This is a genomic window from Candidatus Binatota bacterium (assembly GCA_012960245.1).
Taxonomy (GTDB): Bacteria; Desulfobacterota; Binatia; order UBA1149; family UBA1149; genus UBA1149.
In genome coordinates this window covers 42153-65455 of record DUBO01000056.1, presented here as the reverse complement: position 1 = coordinate 65455, position 23303 = coordinate 42153, and the positions used below count along the sequence as shown (strand labels likewise).

Annotated in this window: 24 protein-coding genes; 2 read left to right on the top strand and 22 right to left on the bottom strand. The window is 64.9% G+C overall.

All coding sequences use genetic code 11. The features are described from left to right. Positions 1 to 36: 36 nt before the first annotated feature. From folE to EYQ35_11115, 9 genes are all read right to left on the bottom strand, one after another. Positions 37 to 585: a GTP cyclohydrolase I FolE gene (folE, locus tag EYQ35_11155; protein ID HIF64692.1), complete on the bottom strand. Its 549-nt coding sequence runs from the start codon at positions 583 to 585 to the stop codon at positions 37 to 39. A 1-nt stretch (position 586) separates the two neighbouring features. Further along, on the bottom strand, positions 587 to 1633 hold the full coding sequence (locus tag EYQ35_11150) for a hypothetical protein (protein HIF64691.1): 1047 nt from the start codon (positions 1631 to 1633) through the stop codon (positions 587 to 589). Positions 1634 to 1739: 106 nt separating this feature from the next. Then, the gene (locus EYQ35_11145; protein HIF64690.1) at positions 1740 to 3395 is read right to left on the bottom strand and encodes a glycerol-3-phosphate dehydrogenase/oxidase; all 1656 of its coding nucleotides are present in this window, start codon (positions 3393 to 3395) and stop codon (positions 1740 to 1742) included. Continuing rightward, the gene (locus EYQ35_11140; GenBank protein ID HIF64689.1) at positions 3392 to 4171 is read right to left on the bottom strand and encodes a 7-carboxy-7-deazaguanine synthase QueE; all 780 of its coding nucleotides are present in this window, start codon (positions 4169 to 4171) and stop codon (positions 3392 to 3394) included. The genes EYQ35_11145 and EYQ35_11140 overlap by 4 nt, the downstream gene beginning before the upstream one ends. 113 nt (positions 4172 to 4284) lie before the next feature. Further along, on the bottom strand, positions 4285 to 4710 hold the full coding sequence (locus EYQ35_11135; GenBank protein ID HIF64688.1) for a TraR/DksA family transcriptional regulator: 426 nt from the start codon (positions 4708 to 4710) through the stop codon (positions 4285 to 4287). 53 nt (positions 4711 to 4763) lie between these two features. Next, on the bottom strand, positions 4764 to 6173 hold the full coding sequence (rimO, locus tag EYQ35_11130) for a 30S ribosomal protein S12 methylthiotransferase RimO (protein ID HIF64687.1): 1410 nt from the start codon (positions 6171 to 6173) through the stop codon (positions 4764 to 4766). Further along, a complete protein-coding gene (locus EYQ35_11125; protein ID HIF64686.1) occupies positions 6170 to 6802 on the bottom strand; it encodes an outer membrane lipoprotein carrier protein LolA in 633 nt (210 codons plus the stop codon). Before EYQ35_11125 ends, rimO begins: the two co-directional genes overlap by 4 nt. 92 nt (positions 6803 to 6894) lie before the next feature. Next, the gene (locus EYQ35_11120) at positions 6895 to 9411 is read right to left on the bottom strand and encodes a DNA translocase FtsK (GenBank protein ID HIF64685.1); all 2517 of its coding nucleotides are present in this window, start codon (positions 9409 to 9411) and stop codon (positions 6895 to 6897) included. Next, positions 9404 to 10201, bottom strand: a complete 798-nt coding sequence (locus tag EYQ35_11115) for an undecaprenyl-diphosphate phosphatase (protein HIF64684.1) — start codon at positions 10199 to 10201, stop codon at positions 9404 to 9406. The genes EYQ35_11120 and EYQ35_11115 overlap by 8 nt, the downstream gene beginning before the upstream one ends. Positions 10202 to 10405: 204 nt before the next feature. On the opposite strand from EYQ35_11115, the gene EYQ35_11110 reads away from it, so the two are divergent. Then, positions 10406 to 10837, top strand: coding sequence for a single-stranded DNA-binding protein (locus EYQ35_11110; GenBank protein HIF64683.1), 432 nt, complete (start codon positions 10406 to 10408; stop codon positions 10835 to 10837). A gap of 28 nt (positions 10838 to 10865) precedes the next feature. Here EYQ35_11110 and EYQ35_11105 read toward each other — a convergent pair whose 3' ends face one another. Together EYQ35_11105 and moaC are read right to left on the bottom strand one after the other, a co-directional pair. Continuing rightward, positions 10866 to 11555 (bottom strand): JAB domain-containing protein, encoded by a 690-nt coding sequence (locus EYQ35_11105; GenBank protein ID HIF64682.1) that lies wholly within the window; start codon positions 11553 to 11555, stop codon positions 10866 to 10868. A gap of 136 nt (positions 11556 to 11691) precedes the next feature. Continuing rightward, on the bottom strand, positions 11692 to 12210 hold the full coding sequence (gene moaC, locus EYQ35_11100) for a cyclic pyranopterin monophosphate synthase MoaC (GenBank protein ID HIF64681.1): 519 nt from the start codon (positions 12208 to 12210) through the stop codon (positions 11692 to 11694). Positions 12211 to 12281: 71 nt separating this feature from the next. On the opposite strand from moaC, the gene trxB reads away from it, so the two are divergent. Next, entirely contained in the window at positions 12282 to 13232 is a 951-nt protein-coding gene (trxB, locus tag EYQ35_11095) for a thioredoxin-disulfide reductase (GenBank protein ID HIF64680.1), read from the top strand. Between the two features lie 25 nt (positions 13233 to 13257). On the opposite strand, the gene EYQ35_11090 is transcribed toward trxB, so the two are convergent. The 11 genes from EYQ35_11090 to glpK form a co-directional block, all read right to left on the bottom strand. Beyond that, complete coding sequence (locus EYQ35_11090) at positions 13258 to 13917, bottom strand: VOC family protein (GenBank protein HIF64679.1); 660 nt, start codon at positions 13915 to 13917, stop codon at positions 13258 to 13260. Next, on the bottom strand, positions 13872 to 14723 hold the full coding sequence (hisF, locus tag EYQ35_11085; GenBank protein HIF64678.1) for an imidazole glycerol phosphate synthase subunit HisF: 852 nt from the start codon (positions 14721 to 14723) through the stop codon (positions 13872 to 13874). Before hisF ends, EYQ35_11090 begins: the two co-directional genes overlap by 46 nt. A 25-nt stretch (positions 14724 to 14748) precedes the next feature. Then, a complete protein-coding gene (gene hisA, locus EYQ35_11080) occupies positions 14749 to 15486 on the bottom strand; it encodes a 1-(5-phosphoribosyl)-5-[(5-phosphoribosylamino)methylideneamino]imidazole-4-carboxamide isomerase (protein ID HIF64677.1) in 738 nt (245 codons plus the stop codon). 1 nt (position 15487) lies between these two features. Beyond that, positions 15488 to 16111, bottom strand: a complete 624-nt coding sequence (gene hisH, locus EYQ35_11075; protein HIF64676.1) for an imidazole glycerol phosphate synthase subunit HisH — start codon at positions 16109 to 16111, stop codon at positions 15488 to 15490. Between the two features lie 37 nt (positions 16112 to 16148). Next, positions 16149 to 16739 carry an imidazoleglycerol-phosphate dehydratase HisB gene (hisB, locus tag EYQ35_11070; protein ID HIF64675.1) on the bottom strand — a complete coding sequence of 197 codons (591 nt, stop codon included), beginning with the start codon at positions 16737 to 16739 and terminating at the stop codon, positions 16149 to 16151. Positions 16740 to 16766: 27 nt separating this feature from the next. Further along, on the bottom strand, positions 16767 to 18140 hold the full coding sequence (gene hisD / locus EYQ35_11065; protein HIF64674.1) for a histidinol dehydrogenase: 1374 nt from the start codon (positions 18138 to 18140) through the stop codon (positions 16767 to 16769). A gap of 24 nt (positions 18141 to 18164) precedes the next feature. Continuing rightward, a complete protein-coding gene (murA, locus tag EYQ35_11060) occupies positions 18165 to 19433 on the bottom strand; it encodes a UDP-N-acetylglucosamine 1-carboxyvinyltransferase (protein HIF64673.1) in 1269 nt (422 codons plus the stop codon). Between the two features lie 11 nt (positions 19434 to 19444). Continuing rightward, positions 19445 to 20341, bottom strand: a complete 897-nt coding sequence (gene prmC / locus EYQ35_11055; GenBank protein HIF64672.1) for a peptide chain release factor N(5)-glutamine methyltransferase — start codon at positions 20339 to 20341, stop codon at positions 19445 to 19447. Then, a complete protein-coding gene (locus tag EYQ35_11050; protein HIF64671.1) occupies positions 20338 to 21408 on the bottom strand; it encodes a peptide chain release factor 1 in 1071 nt (356 codons plus the stop codon). The genes prmC and EYQ35_11050 overlap by 4 nt, the downstream gene beginning before the upstream one ends. A gap of 33 nt (positions 21409 to 21441) precedes the next feature. Next, on the bottom strand, positions 21442 to 21648 hold the full coding sequence (rpmE, locus tag EYQ35_11045) for a 50S ribosomal protein L31 (GenBank protein ID HIF64670.1): 207 nt from the start codon (positions 21646 to 21648) through the stop codon (positions 21442 to 21444). 111 nt (positions 21649 to 21759) lie between these two features. Next, positions 21760 to 23232, bottom strand: coding sequence for a glycerol kinase GlpK (glpK, locus tag EYQ35_11040; protein HIF64669.1), 1473 nt, complete (start codon positions 23230 to 23232; stop codon positions 21760 to 21762). Positions 23233 to 23303: the final 71 nt, after the last annotated feature.

Here is a 23303-nt window from a genome sequence, read left to right as displayed (position 1 = left end):
CTGCTCTCGAGCCAGCGCCGAGACGAGCCCGGGGGGTCAGGACAGCAGGTTCATGAACTCCTGGCGGGTGTCGCGCTCCTGGAACACGCCCAGCAACGAGCTGGTCACCACCGAGGAGTTGGGCTTCTGCACGCCGCGCATACGCATGCACATGTGCTCGGCGCGTATGACCACGCCCACACCCAGGGGCTTGAGCTTGTCCTGGATAAAGCCGGCGATCTGCGAGGTCATGCGCTCCTGCACCTGCAAGCGCCTGGCGTAACACTCCACGAGGCGGGCCAGCTTGCTGATGCCCACTATGTGCTTGTCGGGGACGTAGGCCACGTGGGCGCGCCCGTAGAAAGGCAACATGTGGTGCTCGCACAGCGAGAAGAAATCGATGTCGCGAACGATTATCATCTCCGAGTAGTCCTCGGTAAACAGAGCGTCGCCAATCACCTCGTGGGGGTCCTGCTGGTAACCGCTGGCCAGGAACTCGTAGCTGCGCGCCACTCGCTCGGGGGTCTTGACCAGCCCCTCGCGGTCGGGGTCTTCGCCCAGCGCAACGAGGATGTCACGCACACTGTCTTCAATGCCGGCCACGATCCTAGCCGCCCTCGCCGCCCTCGCCGTCCTCGCCCTTCACGCGCTGGTACTTTCGGTAGTCGTAGCCGGTGGCCATGGCCATGAGCAGGCTTTCCATGCCGCCTTCGACTTCGCGCCTGAGCACGCGCAGGCGTTCGAGATAACGCCTGAAGTCATTGTTGATGCGCTCGCCTTCTTCCCTACCCGCGTCAAAAAAACGGTGCAGGCTGACCACCCCGAACTTGAGCGCCGCAAAGCGCATCTCGTTGGGAAACGAGTCCCACTCGGCCAGCGACAGGGTCCTGATCGATTCGTAGCCCGCCATCAGCGCAGTAAAACGGTCGAGCGAGTAGCTGCCGTCTACAAAACACATGGCGTTTACCGCCGTGGCGAGGTCGAACACGTACTTGCCTCGGCTCGCGTCCCAGAAGTCGGATATACAAGCGACCGACTCACCCTTGAACGATATGCAGTCGAGCGCCAGCCCGCCGTGGATAAATCCCTTGGGCAGCTTGGTCTCAAGGTAGTTGCCCAGGTACTCGGTCTCCTCGTCGAAGGTGCGCACTATTTTCTTGAAGTACGGCGGTATTCGTCGGCGCACCTCGGCGTAGGTCTCAAACACCTGGTCAAAACCCATGCGGCTGTCAGCGCCTTTCTTGTAACTGCGACACAGCGTGTGAAATTCGCCGATAGCGCTGCCCGAGCGGTAGATGCGTTTCTCGGTCAGCCCGGCCTCGTCGCAGAACTCGGCCTGGGGATGCCTGGTAACCACCAGCAGGTAGTCGCCCCGTTCGGCAAACGGTCGGCCGCTGCGCTGCACGACCAGCCTCGGGGAGGCGAAGCTGTGCTTCTCAAGGAAGGCCATGACGTCCATTTCACGCCTCAGGTCTACCTCGTCGTCCACCAGGTAGACGTCCATGTTGTAAGTGGTTTTGCCGGTAACGAGCCGATAGCGCCTGAAACCGCGCTGTTCTATCGCACCGCTGCCATCGACCAGGCGGCCGAGGCCGTATTCATCGGCAACGTCGGACAGGGCCTTCCTGTCCAGTTCAAGCGCAGCGAGCAACATCAGTGGGGGCTCGGCGGATCCCGGTCGCCGAACGAGGAATCATTCATCCCTTTGACAGGCAAGTCAATATTTTACCCTTGACGTTTTCTGCTTGCCGGGCTGCTTTCTACGGCGTCGTGGCACCGCAAAACTGCACGCTGGCGAGATATTTTTTTACCTCGAGCTCTACCCGCTCGTCGTCCCAGCCCAGGTGCTCAGCCAGCAGGGCAGCGGCCGAGCGGGCCAGCTGCTCGCTGACCTGGGCGCTCTCGAGCGTGACATGCGTGCGCCTGGTCAGCGCGTCTTCGAGCGACATGGCCATCTCCTGGTCAACGGCGTGCACCAGCTCGGCCTTGAGATCGGGCGTATCGTCGACCAGACCGGTCGCCAATTCCTCATCGCCCCTGACCAGGGCCGACACTTCGGCAGCCCTCGCCCCGTAGCGCCAGCGCACATGCTCTTCGCCCGACCCCGGGGCCCTGTGCATGGCCGCGCCGGGCTCGACGCCGGCCGCCCCGGGCAACGGCACCTGGGCTGTGCGGCAGCGGCCTACCGGGCGGCCCACCCATCGGGCCACGCGGTTCACTATTCGCTCGGCCACGTGCCTGTGCGTGGTCAGCTTGCCCCCTCCCAGCGACACCAGCCCCGAGGGACTCTCGAACACCTGGTCATCGCGGCTCACGTCGGACTCGTCAAGCTCGTCTTCAGGCTGCACCAGCGGGCGCAGGCCGGCGTAGCTGCTCACGACGTCGCTGGCCAGCAGGTCAGCCATCGGAAAAGCCCGGTTGGCGCTGGCCAGGATGTAATCTACGTCTTCTTTCTCAACCGACACCTCGGCAGGGTCGCCCTCGTACCAGGTGTCGGTCGTGCCCACGAGCACGCGCGTCTGCCAGGGAATGGCAAACATGACGCGGTTGTCGCCGGCGCCGCGTATGACCACCGCGTTGTTTACCGGAAGGCGCGCCCGATCGAATATCACGTGAGCGCCCTTGGTCGCGCGCAGCCTGGGCGGCGTGCCACCGTCGTCGAGTTTTCTCAGCGCGTCGAGCCACGGTCCACTGGTGTTAACAAAACACCGGGCGCGCACGCGGGCTTCGCGCCCCAGTTCAAGATCACGTACCACGGCCGACGCCAACCGACCCGTGCTGTCCTTGTCCAGGGCCACGACCTCAGCGTAGTTGAGCACCGCGGCCCCGCCCGAACGCGCAGCCAGCACAGTTTCGACGGTTAGCCTCGCGTCGTCGGTCCAGCAATCCCAGTAGACGGCGCCGCCCTCGAGACCCTCCGACAGCAGTCCGGGCTCTTCGGCCATGACCTCGGCGGCACCCAGCCCGCGGTGCGTCTCCACGTTGCGAAAAGCAGCCAGCATGTCGTAGGCCAGCAGGCCGGCCCGCATCTTCCACAGGGGGAGCGAATCGTCGGCGTAGATGGGGAACAGAAACCTCTGCGCGCGCACCAGGTGGGGCGCGATGCGCGTGCGCAACAAGTCGCGCTCGCGGCAGGATTCAAGCACCAGGCCGATGTCGCCCTGCTCCAGGTAACGTACCCCGCCGTGAATGAGCTTGGACGAGCGGCTGCTGGTGCCCGACGCGAAATCGGAGCGCTCGACCAGCGCCACCGACATGCCCCTGAGCACGGCGTCCCTCGCCACCGCGGCACCGTTTATACCTCCCCCTATGATGAGAAGATCAAAAACCTCCGACTGCAATTGCTGCCAGGTGGCTTGGCGATACTCCGGGGAATTGGAGCCCGGTGAGGCCGAATCCTGCCCAGCGCCGCTCATCGCAGGCCCATCATTTTGTGCATCTGCACCGACACCCGTGTGTCTGCCACCCGCGCGGATGCTTCCGCGAGCAACTCTTCCATGAAGGCCGCCGGACGCGCCGCCTCGTTGGACCCGGGGTCGGCCAGCGGCTGCAGGTAAAGCGTGGCTGCCGGGGCATAACGGGCCACCAGTTCGGCCCCCCTGACCACGTCTTCACGGCTGGTGACCGCGTCCACCGGCATCTTGACGTAAAGCTCGACCCCGTCGCAACCCGAAAGAAACTCCTCGTGTTGCTTCCAGAAGGAAGCCTCGCCGCTGTTGGACGGCAACTTCACGTCGGCCGACACGACGCTGAACGATGGCAACAGCCGATCCAGCCCCCGGGCGATGGTGGCGTTGGTCTCAAGCAGGCAGGGCCGTCCAGGGGGCGAGGCCTTGAACCAGGCCTCGAGAAAATCAGCCTGCAGCATGGGCTCGCCACCGGTTACTGCCAGCATGGCTATGGAAGGGTCTTCGGCGATGAAGCGGGCCACCACGGCGGCCAGTGTTTCTACCGATACGGGATTGTCGAGAAACTTGCTCTCACCGCCAGGAAAGTCGACGCGGCAGTGCTGGCTCTTTTCGAGCGAGTCGGGAGTGTCACAGTAGCCGCAGCGCATGTTGCAGCCCGACAGGCGCACGAACAACTGCCGCTGCCCGGAGTAACTGCCCTCGCCCTGCAGCGAGACGAAGAGTTCGCTCAGCCACCCGTTCACCCGCGGGGCCCGTCGCTTACCCGGATCTGCCGCTCGCATGAGCCCTCGTGTTTGTGGGATCCGGCCATCGTCAACGCAGACTAGCACGAACCCTGCGGGCGGCTAACAGCTGCCGCCGTAGAACAGCAGGGCGGTCGACCGGTGAGCTCGTATCAGGAAATTTCAGGTTCGCTTTCGCCGGGGGGAACACGTGCCGACAGGCTATCGCCACCATCGGTGTGCATGGTGCGCTGGGCCTGCTCGTACTCATCCTGGCAGGTGACGCAAAGCTCGCTGAAGGGCATGGCCTTGAGCCGCGAGGGAGAGATATCACCCTCGCACTCTTCGCACTTGCCGTAGTCACGGCTCTCTATGCGCAGCAGGGCCTCGTCCACAAGCTGCAGCTTGCGACGGTCCCTGTCGCCGAGAAGGAGGTTTATCTCTCGATCGCGGTCGTCGCTGGCAATGTCATAGGTATCGCGACCCTCGCCGGCTTCGCCTTCGCGCCCTTCTTTCATGTCCTGCTTGATCTCGCGCAGGATGTCACTGCGCATCTCAAGCAAAAGTGCTTCGAATTTATCTAGTTCTCGCTTTCTCATCAGTCTCTACCGCCCACCGCAAGGCATCAGGTGCCCGTATTCAGCGGCGTAACCTAGTTCCGGCGGCCTGCGGCGTCAACAGCCCCTGCCCGCGATGGCCTCCAGCCCCCCTGCGACGCCCGCGGCACCGCAAAAAGATCGTAACCGTCAGAACCCGTAACCGAGACGTCGAGCATGCCCGCCGTCGGGACCCCAGGCACATCGCCCAGCCAGGTCACACCGTCAACATCGGGGCCCTGCCAGCTCGTGCGCCCGTAGCAGTTGCCGTCGCCGTCGCGCCCGCAGACCAACACGCGCTCGGGCTTACCCACGCGGGCGGCCAGGTAGCCCGCGCGCAGGCCTTCGTGCAGATCAAGCAGGCGGTCGCGCCTGAGCCTCGCCAGCTCGGGAGCCACCTCGTCGCCCAGCTCCATTGCCGTTGTGCCTTCTTCGCGCGAATACTCGAACACCGATAGGTGCCCAAAGCGCTGCTCCTCAACGAAGCGACACAGCCGCTCGAAGGCCTCGTCGGTCTCGCCCGGAAATCCCACGAGGAACGACGACCTCAGCACCACGTCCGGAACCTTGCTGCGAACCCTGTCGAGCAGACGACGGGTGGCGTCCGGGTCGGCGGCCCGACGCATGCGTTTGAGCATCTCGCGGTCGGCGTGCTGAAGCGGCAGGTCGAGGTAGTTGCACACCGAGGGTAGCTCTCGCATGGCATCGAGGGTCTCGTCTACCAGCGTGGTCGGGTACATGTAAAAACAACGCACGCGCTCGAGCCCCTGCAACCCGTCTAACTGCCGCAGCAACTGCGACAATCCGTCGCGCTGTTTCCTGTCACGTCCGTAAGCGCTCAGGTCCTGGGCCACCAGGTTGACCTCCAGCGCACCAGCGGCCACCAGGCCGCGAACCTCTTCGACCACGTCCTCCACCGTCCTGCTCTCGTGGCTCCCCCTGAACGACGGAATGGCGCAGAACGAACACTCGTGGTCGCAGCCCTCCGAGACCTTGACCCAGGCCCAGCCCTGCGAGAGGTCGACTTCCCGCGCCGCGCCAGCGGCCGGCAGATAGTGACGCTTACCCGTAAAGCTGCTGCCACCGGGCGCGTTGAGGGCCTCCACAAATCGATCGAGGTCGCCGGTGCCCACCATCACGTCGATCTCGGGTATGGCCTGCGACAGTTCCTGGCCGTAGCGCTCGGCCATGCAACCGGTGACCAGCATGCGCGGCGAGCTGCCGTTAGTGGTTGCGGCTGAATCGCCAGCGGCCAACCCGAGGATGGTGTCTATCGATTCCTGGCGGGCCTCCTCTATGAAGGCGCAGGTGTTCACCACTATGGTATCGGCATCGGCCGCCGCTCCCACGATTTCGTGGCCCGCCGCGCGCGCCTGGCCCAGCATGTACTCGCCGTCCACGTGGTTACGGGCACAGCCCAGCGGCACGAAAAAGATTTTCTTCCTGTCTCCCACGCCGCCGCTCATCTGCCAGCGCCACCCTCGGCACCGGTGCCAGCCGGGCTGGCGGCCTCCGAATCAGAAGCATCCGGTTGCTCGATGAGGTCAACGCCGGCCGGAACTTCAAAGTGAAACAGGCGCTCGGCGAGCACGGTGTCGAGCTCCAGGCCGGCCAGTTCCATGCGGGTCACGCTGCCCACGGCGTCGGTCAACTGCAAGGAAACCGGTCGGCAATCGGGCTGCCGCAGCACGATCTCCACCGTTTCGGCCGCGGCATGTTCGGATACGGGCGCCTTTTCCAGGCGCAGGGTAACGAGCTGCCCGTCGGACTCTAACACTTCGGACCGGTAGCGGGACTCGAGCAAGTCGGTGTTGCCCATCAGCGCCACCAGGCCCCCGCCGCCAAAAGCGCGCCCGTAGTCAAGCCGGTAGACCTGCTCGAGCTCGTGCTGGTGTATCCACAGCGAGGTGCCGTCGCCTACCACTGTCTGCCGTTCGCCGGCGGTGTAATCCCAGCGAAAATGATCGGGCGCCGCAAAATAAAACCGGCCGCCGGTACGCACGGGCTCCTGTATGCCCGGCACGTGCACGGCCTGCGAAAAATCGGCCGCGAGCGTGGTCGTGTTGCGCCAGAACTCTCCGTAGCAGGACAGCATGTCGTGCGCGTCGGCAGAAGAAACGGCCGACGAAACAGCCGGCGCAGTCAGTAGCAGCGCCGCCAGCAGGGCCAGCGATACGAAGCGGGCAGTCAGGCAGGCGGTATGGCCTGGGCCAACACCTGTCGCGGCCGCGACCCGTCGGCCGGACCCACCACTCCGTCGCGCTCCATCTGTTCCATGATGCGCGCCGCACGGTTGTAACCGACTCCCAGTTGCCGCTGTACCCACGACGTAGAACCCTGCCCGTGGCGGGTAACCACGTCAACGGCCTTGTCGTAGAGCTCATCGAAGAAGTCCGGTTCGCCCTCGTCCTCGTCGTCGCCCGACTGGCTGTCGAGCAGCTCCATCTGGTACTGCGGATCGCCCTGCTCCTTAATGAACTCAACGACCTCATCGATCTCGCGATCGCTGATGAAGGCCCCGTGCAGACGCGCCAGGAACGAAGTGCCGGGAGCCATGTAGAGCATGTCGCCCATGCCCAGCAGGCGCTCAGCCCCGACGCCGTCGAGAATGGTCTTGGAGTCATGCCGCGAGGTGACCTGGAAAGAAATGCGCGCGGGAAAGTTGGCCTTGATCAGCCCGGTAATTACGTCGACCGAAGGCCGCTGCGTGGCCAGTATCAGGTGTATACCCGCCGCCCGCGCCTTTTGCGCCAGGCGCGTGATCGACTCTTCGACCTCGCGGCCCACCACCATCATCAGGTCAGCAAGCTCGTCCACCACGACCACCACCCGGGGAAGATGCTCGTGCGGGCTTTCTTCTTCGAGCTCGTACTCCTCTTCTTCCTCTTCCTCTCCTTCCTCGTACTCTTCCTCTCCTTCCTCTTCCTCTTCTTCCTCGTACTCTTCGCCCTCGGCAAGCTCGAGCTCCTCTTCCTGCTCTTCCTCTTCTTCCTCGTACTCTTCGTACTCTTCTTCGAGCTGCTCGGCCACGCGCGCGTTGTAGTCGTCGACACTGCGAACCTTGAGCTCCTTCATCAGCTCAAAGCGACGGTCCATCTCGCGCATGACGTTGGCCAGGGCGGCGGCAGCTTTCCGGACGTCGGTCACTACCGGTACCAGCAAGTGGGGAATGCCCTCGTAGATCGACAACTCGAGCATCTTGGGGTCGATCATTATGAAGCGCACGTCCCTCGGCGTGGCCTTGTACAGGATGCTCATGATGATGGCGTTCAGTGCCACCGATTTACCCGAACCCGTAGCGCCAGCCATCAGCAGGTGGGGCATCTTTGCCAGATCGGCGTAACGCGCCACGCCCGTGGTGTCCCTGCCCACGACCACCGACAGCGCCGAAGGCAGGCCGCGAAACTCTTCGCAGTCGATCAGGTCACGCAGGCCAACGAGGTCGCGGTGACGGTTGGATACCTCGATTCCTACCACGTTCTTGCCCGGAATCGGTGCCACGATTCTCACGCCGTGGGCCCTCAGGGCCATGGTCAGATCGTCGCAGAGATTCACTATGCGGCTCACCTTGATGCCGGCGTCGGGCTCGAACTCGTAAGTGGTAATAACCGGGCCCGAGCGCACCGCGGTGACGCTGCCCGACACCCCAAAGGTAGACAGCTTCTGCTCGAGTACCTTGGACAAGGCTATCAGCGTGTCCTCGTCGACGTCCACGTCGGCCTCGTCGGGATCGCCCAGCAGATTGACCGGGGGAAGACTGTAGTCGTTGTCGTCGACGCTGAAGTTAAACTTCTCCTGCTTGTCGCGGCCCTTCGATTCCTCGCTCATGCGCCGGCGTGCCTCGGCCACCGACTCGGCGCTGCTGGTGATCTCGAGTATGGCCCGGGCCTTGCCCTCTTCGAGTTCGGCGTGGCCATTAGAAGCTACGTCGACCGCAACTTCATCGACACCGAAGCCAATCGCGTCGGTGTCGGCCTCATCAAGGTCGGGCTCGTCATCTATGGAGAAGACCATTGGCGCGGCCGGCTCCTCGACCTGCTCGCTACGCGACAACGCCGCGGGCGGGGCGGGGCGGGACGGCATGCGCGGCATACGAGGCCGGTGCGCCCGCGCGAACTCTCCCAGGCCCGAGGCCGCGCGCTCTATCTTCTCGCCCATGAAGTTACCCGCGCGCAGCACCGCGCTGCGAACCAACAGGGCAAAGCGCGCGAGAACCCGCGAAGGCGCGGCGCCGGTGAGCATAATAAAAATCCAGCCGGCAAACGCGGCCAGGATCACCGAGCTGCCTACCATACCGAAGGCCTGCCTGGCCAAGGCAGAAAGAAAACCACCAACCCAGCCGCCGGCTTCGGTCGGCACTACCCCCTGCCGGTAAAGACCAAGGACCACGGCGCCCTCAAATAACAGGGCAACCGCGCCCACCAGCCGCACCGGCGACACGGTGGCCGTCTGCCTTGCAAACAAGCCCACGGCACCGGCGACGAGCAGCGCGGGAAACAGGTAGCTGGCGTATCCGAAGCACTGCACCAGTGCGTGGGCCACGGTGTAGCCCACCACGCCCACCTGGTTGGTCGCGGGCGAATCGGGTGAGTAGGAGTAGAAACTCAGCGCCAGGGCAGCCCCGAGCGCCGAGCACAGTATTGCCTCCACCTCGTGTACGAGGCGCGACTCGGTCTTCCTGTTCCTTGCGGGCCGTTTAGCCACTACCAGTCAAAACTCCCAGGTACAGGCCCAAACAGCCTGTAACAATGCAGTATAGCGCAAAGGGCAGCAGCCTTCCCCTCCTGATGGCACGCATCATTATTGCTATGGCCAGCCAGCCGGTCACGGCCGACGCGGCGACCCCTGCCAACACCGGCGTGAAACTCGTATCAAGCAGGTGTACCAGCTCGTCGAGCTTGAAAACTACCGCGCCCAGTATGGCCGGAATCGACAAAAGGAAGGCAAAACGGGCCGCCAGGTCGCGGTCGAGCCCTCGCCCCAGGCCGGCAGTGACCGTGGCCCCGGCCCGCGATATGCCCGGCAACACGGCCACCGCCTGCAGGGCGCCTATGACCAGAGCGTCCAGCGGCCGCATGGCATCGGCTCCCTTGCTCCCGGCCGCCAGCCTCGAGGCCCAGGCCAGCATGCAGGCTGTAATCAAGAGGCACAGGCCCACCACGGCCGGCGACGAAAACGCGGCCTCTACCTGCGCGGCGAACAGCAGGCCCACGACCACTATGGGCAAGGTGGCCAGGGCCAGCAGCCCGACCTGTCGCCGGTCGGGCGAATCTCCACCACCCAGCGACAGCAGCAGGCGCAGCAGGTCAGCCCTGAAATACCCCAGCACGGCCAACAGCGTGCCCACGTGCAGCATGACGTCCAAGGCCACGGGCGACTCGACAGAGCTGCCGAACAGCCGGCGGGCCAGCACCAGGTGGCCGGAACTGGAGACCGGTAGGAACTCGGTCAATCCCTGGAGGATCCCCAGCAGTACTGCCTGCGCTGTGTTCACCCTCTACAACCACCACGCGGGCTGTCCCGCTGCGCGATTTTATAACCGCCCGGCGATGGGAACAAGCCTCCTGCCACCAGCAACGGTCTTCCTGCACAGCGGGCTTTCTTTACAGCGCGCTTCCTGCACAACTGAGCACAGCCATATCATTGACAACGGGCAGGGCCGGCTCTAGCCTCCCACAAAGGCATCAGGAGGCTCTCCATGGCATCAGTAAACAAGGTAATTCTCATCGGAAATCTCGGGCAGGACCCCGAATTGCGCAACACGAACAGCGGCAAGGCCGTCACGACCATGCGCATGGCCACCACCGACGTGTGGACCGACCAGTCGGGAGAGCGGCAGGAACGCACCGAGTGGCACAGTGTGGTCGTATGGGGCCGGCAGGCTGAAAACTGCGTGCAGTACCTGCAGAAAGGGCGCCCGGTATACGTGGAAGGCCGCCTGCAGACCCGCAAGTGGCAGGACAGGGACGGAAACGACCGCTACTCTACCGAGATAGTGGCCGACCGCGTCCAGTTTCTGGGCGGACGCAGCGATGGCGACGCGCCGCGGGCCAGCTCGGACAGCAGGGACGACGTGCCCAGCTTCCCGTCCCAGCCGGAAGCCGGCGCGGGCTCGGACGTACCCTTCTAGTGCGCACGGCTGGCTGTTAGCCGGCTGGCTACTCCCAACCGGAATCAGCGAAAGAAAAGTAGCCGTCTCGGCCCACCACCACGTGGTCGAGTACCGGTATGCCCAGGATTTCACCGGCCCGCCTCAAGCGCGCCGTGATACGCCGGTCTTCGCTGCTGGGACCGGGATCTCCGCTGGGGTGGTTGTGCATAAAAATCACCGCGGCGGCAGCTTCGCACACCGCTGGGCGGAATGCCTCGCGGGGATGAACCAACGAGGCCCCCAGCGAGCCCTCCGAGATCATCGCCTTGCGCAACAGCCGGTTCTTGCTGTCGAGCAGCAGGCCGTAGAAACGCTCGCGCTTGAGCTCCGATAGCAAGGGGCCGAAGTGTTTGAACACCTGCTCGGACGAAGTCAGGGCGCATCCGAGCTTGAGCTCCCGAGAATGGACCCGGCGGCCAATCTCCCAGGCAGCCTCCAACCTCGAGGCTCGCGCGTTGCCCAGTCCCGGCACCGAGCAGAGCTCGCTCGTACCCACACCAGAAAGCCTGCGAAGGTCGCCGAACCTGGCGAGCAGTCCACGCGCGAGCTCAAGAGCGTTGCCCGAACTTGCGTGGCCGCTTCCCGCCAACAATGCCAGCAGCTCGCCGTCGCTCAGCGCCGCGGCTCCTACCTCCCGCAGGCGTTCGCGCGGAGCCTCACTGTTGAGCCAGGTGTGTTTTGGGGCCGCGTGCGACACCAGCGTAGACTAACCCCACTTGCCCCTGCCGCAAAGCAAAAACGCGTCAGTGCGGGACATCAATTACAGCAAGGTCATCACCGTGGCGGCCAGACTGGAGTCGTCATGGAAAGGAAAAACTCCTGGCTAGCAGGAATCAGGCGCGCTGGTAGTGGCCGCTTCGCCCGCCGCTCTTCTCCAGCAGGCGAACCTCTCCGAGCACCATGCCGCGGTCGACGGCCTTGCACATGTCGTAGACCGTAAGCCCCGCGAGGGTGGCGGCAAGCAGGGCCTCCATTTCGACCCCCGTGCGCCCGTTGACCACCGCCGTTGCCTGCAGGCACAGCACGCCAGGCCGTTCGGGGTCGGTCTCAAAATCAACCGAAACCGAATCGAGTCCAAGCTGATGGCACATGGGGATGAGCGTGTGGGTCTGCTTGGCCGCCATGATGCCGGCAGTGCGCGCCACCGCGAGCACGTCGCCCTTGGGCAGATCGCCCGCGAGTATGCGTTCAAGGGTGGAGGGCTGCATCTGCAGTTCGGCCGCGGCTACGGCCTCACGCCGGGTCGCGTCCTTGCCCGACACGTCGACCATGCGTACGCGACCCTTCTCATCTGTGTGACTGAACTCTTTCAACCCACGCTCTCCCGCTTGCAAACCACCGCCAAACTTCATACATCGACCGCGACCCTGCCGCCAGTACGCGGACTTGAACACGGCCCACAATAAACGGAAAAGAACTGCACATGGCTACACAACACAGCAAGGTAATCATCCTCGGATCCGGCCCGGCGGGACTCACTGCGGCCATATATGCTGCCCGCGCCGACCTCGCACCGTTGGTAGTAGAGGGCAGCCAGCCCGGCGGTCAACTGACGATAACCACCGACGTAGAAAACTACCCGGGGTTTCCCGAAGGCGTGATGGGGCCAGACATGATGCAGAAGTTTCGCGACCAGGCGGCGCGCTTCGGCACCGAGTTCGCTACCGGCGACATCGAGTCGGTGGACCTGTCCCGGCGACCGTTCACGCTCAACTCGCCAGACATCACCTTTACCTGCGACGCACTGGTAGTCGCCACCGGGGCGACCGCTCGCTTGCTCGGGCTGGAATCCGAAACGCGGCTCATGGGTTACGGCGTGTCTGCATGCGCCACTTGCGATGGCTTTTTCTTCAGAGATCGCAAGGTGCTGGTCATCGGCGGCGGTGATTCGGCCATGGAAGAAGCCACCTTCCTGTCCAAGTTTGCCAGCTCGGTGACCGTGGTGCACCGACGCGAAGGGTTCCGTGCGTCGCAGATCATGCTCGAACGGGCCCAGGTCAATCCGAAGATCGACTTCCTTCTCAACCGAACCATAGACGAGATCCACGGCGACGTGGCCGAGGGCGGCGTCACGGCAGTGACCCTGCGCGACACCAGTGACGGTGCCAGCGCCGGCTCGACCGAACGCGTGGACTGCGACGGGGTCTTCATGGCCATAGGGCATTTGCCCAACACCGCGTTGTTTGACGGCCAGTTGGACACCGACCAGAAGGGTTACGTCGCCACCCGGCCCGACTCGACCTACACCAGCATTGAAGGCGTATTTGCCTGCGGCGACGTACGCGACAGTGTGTATCGACAGGCCATCACCGCGGCCGGAAGCGGTTGTGAAGCCGCCATAGACGCCGAACGCTGGCTGGCCGAACAGGAGTAGCCGGCACCCGTACCAGCCCGGCTGATTACTTGTCGGGTTGCTTGCGCTGTTCCTTACGCGAACCCTCGGAAAATTCCTCGGGCGGCTGGCGCAGCAGGCGTAAAGCTTCTTCCTCGCTCATGGCAAAGCCTTCGGCCTTGGTCGTGGCGCAGAACTCCACCGCTATGCCGCTGGGATCGACCGTGTAGATGGAGCGGCACCAGCCGTGGTCAAATTCTACTAATGGCTCAACCCCGTTTCCCTCAAAGCGCTGCTTGAGCTCGAGAAGGCGTTGCTCGTTTTCAACGCGAAAGGCAACGTGGTTGGCCCAGGGCGGCAGGCCCACGGTACTGGACAGGTCGGTCGCGTAGTCCTCCTTTTCACCCACACCGTTGAGCTCAAAGAAACCCAGCGAAGCGCCCCCACCCATGTCGAAAAAGAAATGGCGAAACCACCCATCGCCGCTCAGATGGTTTTCTACGTGGACCAGCGGCATGCCGAGTTTGTCGACGTAGAACTTTCGCGTGGCCTCCGGGTCCCTGGTTACGAAAGCGACGTGGTGCAGTCCGGTTGTTGTAGTCAAACCTTGATCCTCCCTGGTCCGGCCAAATGTAGCCCACCAGCCGACATGATTCCACGGGCGGGGTACCAGGCCCCTGGTCAGACCCTTACGACAACGCCGCGCTCTGCGAGATAGCGCTTGCACTCGGCTATTGAGTACTCACCGTAGTGAAAAATCGATGCGGCCAGCACCGCGTCGGCGCCGCCCGTGGTCACGCCCTCGAGCAGGTGCCCGGGCCCGCCCACTCCGCCCGAGGCTATGACCGGCACGCCCACCGCGTCGGCCACCGCGCGGGTAAGCTCAAGATCGTATCCGTCGCGCGTACCGTCGCGGTCCATACTGGTGAGCAGTAGCTCCCCCGCTCCCAGTTCTTCCATACGGCGGCACCAGGCAACGGCGTCGATGCCGGTGGGACGGCGACCGCCGTGGGTGTAGATTTCCCAGCCGTCGTTACCTGCCTTGTCCACCAGCAACTCGGGCCAGGTCCCGGCCCAATCCGGTGCCCCGTCCACGCCGCCACCGTCTTCGGCAAGTTCGAGGTGTTGGTCGCGCCTGCGCGCGTCGACGGCCACCACCACGCACTGGCTACCGTACACGCGGGCAGCTTCGTCCACGAAATCGGGGTTGATGACAGCGGCCGTGTTGATCGAGACCTTGTCGGCACCGGCCCGCAACAGAGCGCCCAGGTCTTCGACCACGCGCACGCCGCCTCCCACGGTCAGCGGCATGAAGGCCTGCTCTGCCGTGCGCGACACCACGTCGAGCATGATGTCGCGTTTCTCATGGCTGGCGGTTATGTCGAGAAACGTAAGCTCATCGGCACCCTCGGCGTCGTAGCGCATGGCGCACTCCACCGGGTCACCGGCATCGCGCAGGTCAACAAAATTGACTCCCTTCACGACACGGCCGTCCTTGACGTCGAGGCAGGGTATTATGCGCTTAGCCAGCATCGGGTATCGGTACTCGCGGCCGGTATCAGCCGGCGGCCTCCGTCAGTCTGGCCAGCGTTACCGCGCCGTCGTACAACGCGCGCCCGACCACCACGCCATCTATGCCGCTGCCGGCGACCTCCCGGAGACGCTCAACGTCGGCCACGCCGTGCACACCACCCGATGCCACCACGGGTACGGTTACCGACCGCGCCAGTCGCGCGGTGGCCTCCGCATTGACGCCGTCGCCGGTTCCGTCGCGGTCGATGTCGGTGTAGACAATGCCGGCCACACCGGCGTCCTGCATGGCCATGGCCAGCTCGAGCGCGTCGCAACCACCGTCGTTGAGCCAACCGTCGACCGCCACGCGACCCGAGCGAGCGTCGATCCCAACCCAGACCCGCCCCGGCCATCGGCGCGCAGCCTGCTCAACGATGTCGGGGGCACGGACAGCCACCGTGCCCAGTATCACCCGCCCCACGCCAGCCTCCAGCCAGCGCTCCACCGTAACCAGGTCGCGTATGCCGCCGCCAAGTTCGGTAATAAAATCGTCGCCCGCGCCTGCGACCACCGCGAGTATGGCTTCTACCGCCCGCTGGTTGTCATCTCCCGCACCGCGGGCGCCATCAAGGTCAACCAGGTGCAGGGCTCGCGCGCCCTCGTCTATCCAACGTTGGGCCATGGCCGCCGGGTCGTCGGAAAAAACGGTCTCTTGCTCGTAGTCGCCCCTGAGCAGGCGCACGCAACGCCCAGCGCGTATGTCTATGGCCGGCAGTACCAGCACGTCAGGAATTCTCGCCGGCCGTGCCCACGAAGTTGGCCAACAGGCGCAGCCCGGCCGATTGGCTTTTTTCGGGGTGAAACTGGGTCGCTAGCAGGTTGTCGCGCGCCGCGGCGGCGACAAAACTACCGCCGTAGTCACAAGCAGCAGCCACCACCTGCTCGTTGTCGCTGAGCACTCGGTAGCTGTGCACAAAGTAAAATCGCTCGTTGTCGGCTATGCCTTCAAAGTAAGGAGAAGCACCGCGCAGCTTGATCTCGTTCCAACCCATGTGCGGCACCTTGAGCTCCCGGGGCAGGCCCTCGAAGCGGCTCACGTGGCCCGGCAGCAGGCCCAGCCCCTCTACCCGGCCGAACTCGTCGCTGTGATCAAAGAGGATCTGCATGCCCACGCATATGCCCAGGAAAGGCTTGCCCGAGGTCGCCGCCCGGCACACGGCCTCGCGCAGCCCGGCCTCCTCGAGGTTACCCATGCAACGAGCAAACGCGCCCACGCCGGGCAGCACCACCGCCTGTGCGTCGGCCAGATCCGAAGCGCTCGAGGTCACGCGCACGCTTGCGCCTACCTTCTCAAGCGCCTTGGCAACGCTGCGCAGGTTGCCAACGCCGTAGTCGACGACCGCTATCACCCGCCGGTCATCCCCGCGCCGGTGATCCCCGCGCCGGTCATCCCCGTAACCGGCCCTTGGTGGAAGGGACGCCCTTTACCCTGGGGTCGCGCGCACAGGCCTGCCCCAACGCTCTCGCGAGCGCCTTGAAGGTGGCCTCGATCAGGTGGTGGGCATTGCGACCGTAGCGCTTGTTAATGTGGAGGTTCATGCGGGCCTCGTTCATCAGCGCCTGCATGAAGTCGTTGACGAGATCGACCTCGAAGTCGCCCACTCGGTGCTGGCGTATCTTCAAGTCGTAGACCATGAAGGGGCGACCGCCTAGATCGACGGTGACCGCCACCAGTGCCTCGTCCAGGGGAATTTCGGCGTGGCCGTAGCGTACGATGCCGGCCCTGTCACCCAGGGCCTTGTCGATGGCCTGGCCCAGCGCCAGGCCCACGTCTTCGACGGTGTGGTGAGCGTCGACGTGCAGATCGCCCGTGGCCTTGACCTTGAGGTCGATCAGGCTGTGCCGTGACAGCGAGTCGAGCATGTGGTCGAGAAACGGTACGCCGGAATCGATAGAGCCCTTGCCGCTGCCGTCAAGTACGAGGTCAACGTTTATGCTGGTCTCGCCGGTCTGTCGCGTTACCTTTGCCCGGCGGATACCTGTCTTTCGACTGCTGGTCGCCACTTACCTTCCTCCCTTGCGGCCGCTGCCCGACCGCTGCTTTTTCGTTGCCGCCGCTTTTTTTTTCGCCGCCGGTTTACCGGCAACGTCGTCCAGGCGCAGGCGGACCGCGGCGGCGTGGGCCGTCAATCCCTCGGCCTCCGCGAGGCGCAGCACCGTGGGGCCTATCGCGCCCACGCCACCCACGCCCATGTCAATAATACTGCTGCGCTTGACGAAATCATACACTCCCAGGGGCGAAGCAAAGCGCGCCGAACCGCCGGTGGGCAGCACGTGGTTGGGGCCGGCCGCGTAGTCGCCGAAAGGCTCGCTGCTCATCGCACCGAGGAAGATAGCCCCCGCGTTACGCAATCCGCCCAACAGTTCGCGCGGCGCGGCGGTCATCACCTCGAGGTGCTCGGGAGCGATCTCGTTGGCCAACTCCACGGCCCGTGCGAGTGACTTGACCACCAGTATGCTGCCGTACTTCTTCAACGACGCCGCGGCGATTGCTCGACGCTCCAACCCGGCGAGCTGGCTTTCGAGCTGCTTCGCCACGGCAGCAGCCATGCGCCGGCTGGTGGTGATGCACACAGAGGCGGCCAAGGGATCGTGCTCGGCCTGGGCCAGCATGTCAGCTGCCACGTAGTCGGCACGCGCGCTTCCGTCGGCTATGATCAACACCTCGGTGGGACCCGCGATCATGTCGATATCGACCTTGCCGAAGAGCAGACGCTTGGCCGTAGCCACGTAGATGTTGCCCGGGCCCACGATCTTGTCCACGCGCGCGATGCTGTCGGTGCCGAGCGCCAGCGCGGCGATGGCCTGGGCACCGCCCACGCGAAAGACGCGGTCGACGCCGGCTATGGCAGCAGCAGCGAGCACGGCTGGCTCCACCGTGCCCCCCGGCCCCGGCGGGGTCGCCATGACCACCTCGTCTACACCCGCCACGCGCGCCGGCACCACGTTCATCAACACAGTGGACGGGTAGGCAGCACGGCCACCGGGTGCGTAGACTCCCACGCGGGCCAACGGCAGCACGCGAACCGAGTTGCGGGTGTCGCCCTCGCGCAGCTCGTAGCCACGCGCCAGCTGCGGTTTGTGAAACGCCACTATGCGGCGGTGAGCCGCACGCAGGGCCGCCCTCAGCGACGCCGGCAGCGACGCCAGCGCCTCGGCGATCTCGTCGCGCCCGACCTCAAAACCGTCGGCGGCCAACGTTACACCGTCGAACTTCCTGGTGTAGCGAGCTACAGCGCGGTCGCCCCCGCGGCGCACGCCGGCGATGATGGCCACCACGTCGCGCTCCACCGACCCGCCCTGCGCGTGCCGGCCTTCGAGCAGACGCAGGCGTTTCGTGGCAGCAGCACCTCCGTCTATCAGCGGTTCAATAATCATTGTCGCTCCGTTTCAGTGCCCGTGTCAGTACGGCCCTTCCATGTCCACGCGCTCGACGTCGGCACCCAGGGTTCTCAGCTTTTCTTCTATACGCTCGTAGCCACGGTCCAAGTGGTAGACCCTGAGTACGTCGGTCTGGTAGTCGCCGGCCAGGCCTGCGAGCACCATGCTCACGCTGGCCCTGAGATCGGTGGCCATCACCGCTGCGCCACTCAGGCTCACCCGACCTCTGACCAACGCGCTGTTGCCCGACAGCGTGATGTCGGCGCCCATACGCTGTAGCTCACTGACGTGCATGAAGCGGTTCTCAAAGATGTTCTCGGTCACGATCGCCTCGCCGTCGGCCAAGCACATGAGCGCCATGAACTGGGCCTGCAGGTCGGTGGCAAAACCGGGGTGCGGCGCGGTGGACACGTTTACTGCCGAGGGCCGCTTGTCGCAGCGCGCGGTCATACCGTCGCCATTATCGCGCAGCACCACGCCGGCGCTTTCCAGAGCCGTTACGAGCTCGCGCAGGTCGTCCGCGCGAGCGCCTTTCACCGTTACTTCGCCCCTCGTCATTGCCGCCGCTATCAGGAAGGTACCGGCCTCTATTCGGTCGGGTATAACCCGGTGAGTCATACCCCCCAGCCGCTCCACGCCCTCTATCTCTACTACCGACGAACCAGCGCCCGATATGTTCGCGCCCATTTTCTGGAGCGCACGGGCCAGGTCAACGACCTCGGGTTCGCGCGCGGCGTTTTCCAGGCGGGTGCTACCACGCGCAAGGCTGGCAGCCATGAGCAGGTTCTCGGTGGCGCCCACCGAGGGTTTCTCCAGTATGATGTGCGCGCCCTTGAGCCCATCGACCGAAGCCTCCTCGTAGCCGCGCACGGTCTCTATGCGCGCACCCATCAGCCGCAAGGCCGACAGGTGCACATCCACCGGCCGGGCGCCTATGGCACAGCCGCCGGGCATCGACACGCGCGCGCGACCGAAGCGGGCCAGCAACGGGCCCAGCACGAGAAACGACGCTCGCATGGTCCGCACCAGGTCGTAGGGGGCCTCCCACTGGTCGACTCCCGAGCAGTTGATGGTCATGCTCGAGGGGTCGTGGCGCTCAACGCTCGCGCCCAGGCGCTCGAGCAAGCGCGCAGCCGTGCGTATGTCGGCCACGTTGGGCAAGCCCGTGAGGTGACAGTCGTCGTCGCTGAGCAGGCAGGCAAACAGCAGCGGCAGCGCCGCGTTCTTGGAACCCGCCACCTCCACACTGCCCTTGAGCCTGCGCCCTCCCTGTATGCGTATCATGTCCACTCGATCGCTCTTCAGTCGGGCCTGATGCCAGTTACCACCCTCTCGCGGCCCGCGAGATCGCGCTTGAGCTGTAAGTCGCGCCAGCCGCCGGCCTCGAAGCGTTCGACCACCTGCCTCCACTGGCTGCCCACTTCTACCATCAGTTGCCCGTCGCCTTTGAGGTAAGCAGGCGCCTCGTCTACCAGGCGACCGACCACCGACATGCCGTCGTCACCACCGACCAGCGCCGTCATGGGCTCCCACTGTCGTACTTCGGGCTGCAAGCCGCCGTACTCCTCGCTTGTGACGTAAGGTGGGTTGCTCAGCAGCAGGTCAAAGGGTTGGCTATCTTCGGCCACGGCGGCAAAAAGATCGCCGCGGCAGAACTCTATCCTGTCTGCCACCGAATGGGCCTGGGCATTCACGGGCGCCAGTTCGAGCACCGAAGCCGACGTGTCGGTTGCAAGAACATGTAGGTCGGCTATTTCGCTGGCAACAGATATGGCCAGGGCCCCCGAGCCGGTGCCCAGGTCGAGCAGGCGGGCACCGGGATCGCGGGCCCTCAAGAACTCCACGGCCAGCTCCACCAGCAGCTCGGTCTCGGGCCTGGGAATCAGCACGCGCCGGTCGACGCGAAAATCCAGCGACCAGAATTCACGCGAGCCCACTATGTAGTGTACCGGCTCGCGGCCGGCGCGACGTTTGACCATCTCGCGGTAACGTCCCACCTCGTCGGCAGCCAGCGGTCGCTCATGGTTGGTGTAGAGCTCCACCCGTGTCATGCCCAGCGCCGTGGCCAGCATGAGCTCGGCGTCTATACGCGGACTCTCTATGCCCTTCCCCTCCAGGAAATCAGTGGTAACCGCGAGGTACTCGCCAAGCAGCCTGGGTGGCGCCGCGCTCTTGCCAGTGGCGCCAGCGCCGCTCACGAGCCGTCCTCCGCCACCAGGCGCGCAGCCTGCTCGGCGGCGGCCAGGGCGTCGACGACATCGTCGATCTCGCCGTCGAGAAAAGCTTCGAGGTTATGCACGGTCATTCCGATGCGGTGGTCGCTGATGCGGCCCTGGGGGAAATTGTAGGTGCGTACTCTCTCCGAACGGTCACCGCTGCCCACCATGGCGCGGCGGTCGGCGGCCTGCGCCTGATGGCGCTTCTGCTCCTCGAGGTCGAACAGGCGGGCCAGAAGTATCTTCATGGCTCTGGCCTTGTTCTTGTGCTGGGATTTCTCGTCCTGGCAGGTCACCACCAGGCCGGTGGGCTCGTGCGTAAGCCGCACCGCCGAGTCGGTGGTGTTGACCGACTGCCCGCCGGGGCCAGAGGAACGGTATACATCCACGCGTATGTCGTTGTCGGCCACCTTGAGGTCCAGCGGTTCGGCCTCGGGCAGCACCGCCACGGTTACGGCCGAGGTATGTATGCGCCCCTGCGACTCGGTTTCGGGCACCCTCTGCACCCGGTGCACGCCCGCCTCGCGACGCAGGCAACCGTAGGCATCGCGACCCAGCACGTTAACCACGGCTTCTTTTATGCCGCCCTTGGAACCGGAGTTGGCCGACAATGATTCGACCTTCCAACCGCGACGCTCGGCGTAACGCTCGTACATTCTCAACAGGTCACCGGCAAACAGGGCCGCCTCGTCGCCGCCGGTACCGGCACGTACCTCGAGCACCGCGTTGCGCCGGTCGACCGGATCACTGGGCACGAGCAGGACCTTTATGCGTGCCTCGAGGTCCTCTACCAGCGCACCCAGGCGCCCACCCTCCTCACCGGCCATGGCGGCCAGGTCGGCGTCGGTGTCGGCGGCCAGGGCCTGTGCCTCTTCGAGCTCAACCGCCGCGCGGCTGCGCTGTCGCGACAGCTCCACCAGCTCGCGCAACTCGGCGTGCTCGCGGGAGAGATCAGTGTAACGGGCGCGATCCTGCACCACCTCGGGCGAGGCGAGCAGCTGCTCCAGTTCGTCGAAGCGTCCCTCGATGGCTTTGAGCCGATCGAACATGGCGGGTCGTGCATCCCGGCCCGGCGGGCAGGGTTACTTCTTGTCCATGCCGTAACGGCGGCGGAAGCGCTCAACGCGACCCGCCGTATCGACGATCTTCTGCTGACCGGTGTAGAAGGGGTGGCAGGCCGAGCAGATTTCGACGTGAATCTTGTCGATCGTTGAGCGGGTCGTAAAAGTATTGCCGCAGGCGCAGACAACCTCTATCTCGTTGTACTCGGGGTGTATTTCAGCCTTCACCGTAATCTTCTCCGTAAAACCGGGCCGCCGCAGCCACCCCAAGGGTGGGCCCGGTGCTCGTGCATGACCGGGCATTTATACCTGTACGCCCGTGTTTGGCAAGGCGGGGCTTCAGCGCACGCGGGCGACGGCCTGCTCCCAGCCCTCGTAGAGCTCTCGGCGGCGGGCCGGCTTCATCGAGGGCCGAAACACGCGGTCGGTGCTGCGCGCGGCCTCTATGTCAGCCGCCCCCTTCCACACACCCGTTGCGCGACCCGCCAGGAAGGCCGCCCCGACTGCGGTGGTCTCAACCACCCTGGGCCTGTCCACCGAGCCACCGAGCAGGTCAGCCTGGAACTGCATGAGAAAATCATTGGCTGCCGCGCCGCCGTCAACGCGCAGCACCCTGGGTTTGCGACCGGCGTCGGCCGCCATGGCGTCGGCGAGATCCCGCGACTGGTAGGCCAGCGACTCGAGCGTGGCGCGTATGACATGGTCAGCCGTCACCCCGCGGGTGAGCCCCACCAGCGCTCCGCGCGCGTCGGGGTCCCAGTAGGGCGCGCCCAGGCCCGTGAAGGCCGGCACCAGGTAGGTGCCCAGTGTTGAATCCACGCGGCGGGCGGCGGCCTCCGAATCGGCCGCGTTCTTCAACAGGCCCAGCCCGTCCCTGAGCCACTGCACGGCCGCGCCGGCTATGAACACCGAGCCCTCAAGCGCGTAGGCGGGGCCACCGTCGGGTGCGCAGGCCATGGTCGTGAGCAGGCGGTTGCGTGAAGTCACCGGCTTGTCGCCGGTGTACATGAGCATGAAGCAACCCGTGCCGTAAGTGTTCTTTATCATGCCCGGACGAAAGCAGGCCTGCCCGTACAGCGCAGCCTGCTGGTCGCCGGCCACGCCCGCTATGGGTATCTCGGCGCCCGAGAGTACCGTCGTGCCGAACACGCCCGAGGATGGGTGCACCTCGGGCAGCATCTCCATGGGCACGCCCAGCGCCCGGCAAAGGGTGGCGTCCCAGCGACGGCGACGGATGTTGAAAAGCATGGTGCGCGAAGCGTTGGTGTAATCGGTGGCGTGCACGCGGCCGCCGGTGAGCTTGTAGATCAGCCAGGAATCGATGGTGCCGAAGGCCAGTTCGCCGCGCTCGGCCCTGCGCCGCGCGCCCCTGACGTGATCGAGTATCCACGCAACCTTGCTGCCCGAGAAGTACGGGTCGAGCACCAGGCCTGTTCGTTTTCTGACCTCGGGCAGGAGTCCGTCGGACTCAAGGCGGCGGCAGTGATCCGCCGTGCGCCGGTCCTGCCAGACAATGGCCCGGTGAATGGGCTCCCCGGTCTGCCTGTCCCAAACAACTGTCGTCTCGCGTTGGTTGGTTATGCCTATAGCTGCCAACGCAGAAGGCTTGATGTCGGCCTTGCGACAAGCGCGCGCCAGCAGGCCTCGGGTCACCTTCCAGATCTGCTCGGCGTCGTGCTCCACCCAGGCGGGGCGTGGGTAGTACTGGGTGAACTCGGAGTACACGCGTGAGCGCACGCGCCCGCGCCCGTCGAACACCATCACTGTAGAACCGGTGGTTCCCTGGTCTATGGCCATTACGAATCGCGACATTGTTCGTCCTCCAGCTGCCGGGCGCCCGGAACGTGGTTTATCAGCCGCGCGATAAACCACAAGCGGACAAT

Bases quoted from the DNA above. Each gene is read 5' to 3' on its own strand.
- EYQ35_11150 (HIF64691.1), bottom strand. From the start codon at position 1,633: ATGTTGCTCGCTGCGCTTGAACTGGACAGGAAGGCCCTGTCCGACGTT.
- EYQ35_11145 (HIF64690.1), bottom strand. From the start codon at position 3,395: ATGAGCGGCGCTGGGCAGGATTCGGCCTCACCGGGCTCCAATTCCCCG.
- EYQ35_11140 (HIF64689.1), bottom strand. From the start codon at position 4,171: ATGCGAGCGGCAGATCCGGGTAAGCGACGGGCCCCGCGGGTGAACGGG.
- EYQ35_11135 (HIF64688.1), bottom strand. From the start codon at position 4,710: ATGAGAAAGCGAGAACTAGATAAATTCGAAGCACTTTTGCTTGAGATG.
- rimO (HIF64687.1), bottom strand. From the start codon at position 6,173: ATGAGCGGCGGCGTGGGAGACAGGAAGAAAATCTTTTTCGTGCCGCTG.
- EYQ35_11125 (HIF64686.1), bottom strand. From the start codon at position 6,802: ATGCTGTCCTGCTACGGAGAGTTCTGGCGCAACACGACCACGCTCGCG.
- EYQ35_11110 (HIF64683.1), top strand. From the start codon at position 10,406: ATGGCATCAGTAAACAAGGTAATTCTCATCGGAAATCTCGGGCAGGAC.
- moaC (HIF64681.1), bottom strand. From the start codon at position 12,210: ATGAAGTTTGGCGGTGGTTTGCAAGCGGGAGAGCGTGGGTTGAAAGAG.
- trxB (HIF64680.1), top strand. From the start codon at position 12,282: ATGGCTACACAACACAGCAAGGTAATCATCCTCGGATCCGGCCCGGCG.
- hisF (HIF64678.1), bottom strand. From the start codon at position 14,723: ATGCTGGCTAAGCGCATAATACCCTGCCTCGACGTCAAGGACGGCCGT.
- hisD (HIF64674.1), bottom strand. From the start codon at position 18,140: ATGATTATTGAACCGCTGATAGACGGAGGTGCTGCTGCCACGAAACGC.
- EYQ35_11050 (HIF64671.1), bottom strand. From the start codon at position 21,408: ATGTTCGATCGGCTCAAAGCCATCGAGGGACGCTTCGACGAACTGGAG.
- glpK (HIF64669.1), bottom strand. From the start codon at position 23,232: ATGTCGCGATTCGTAATGGCCATAGACCAGGGAACCACCGGTTCTACA.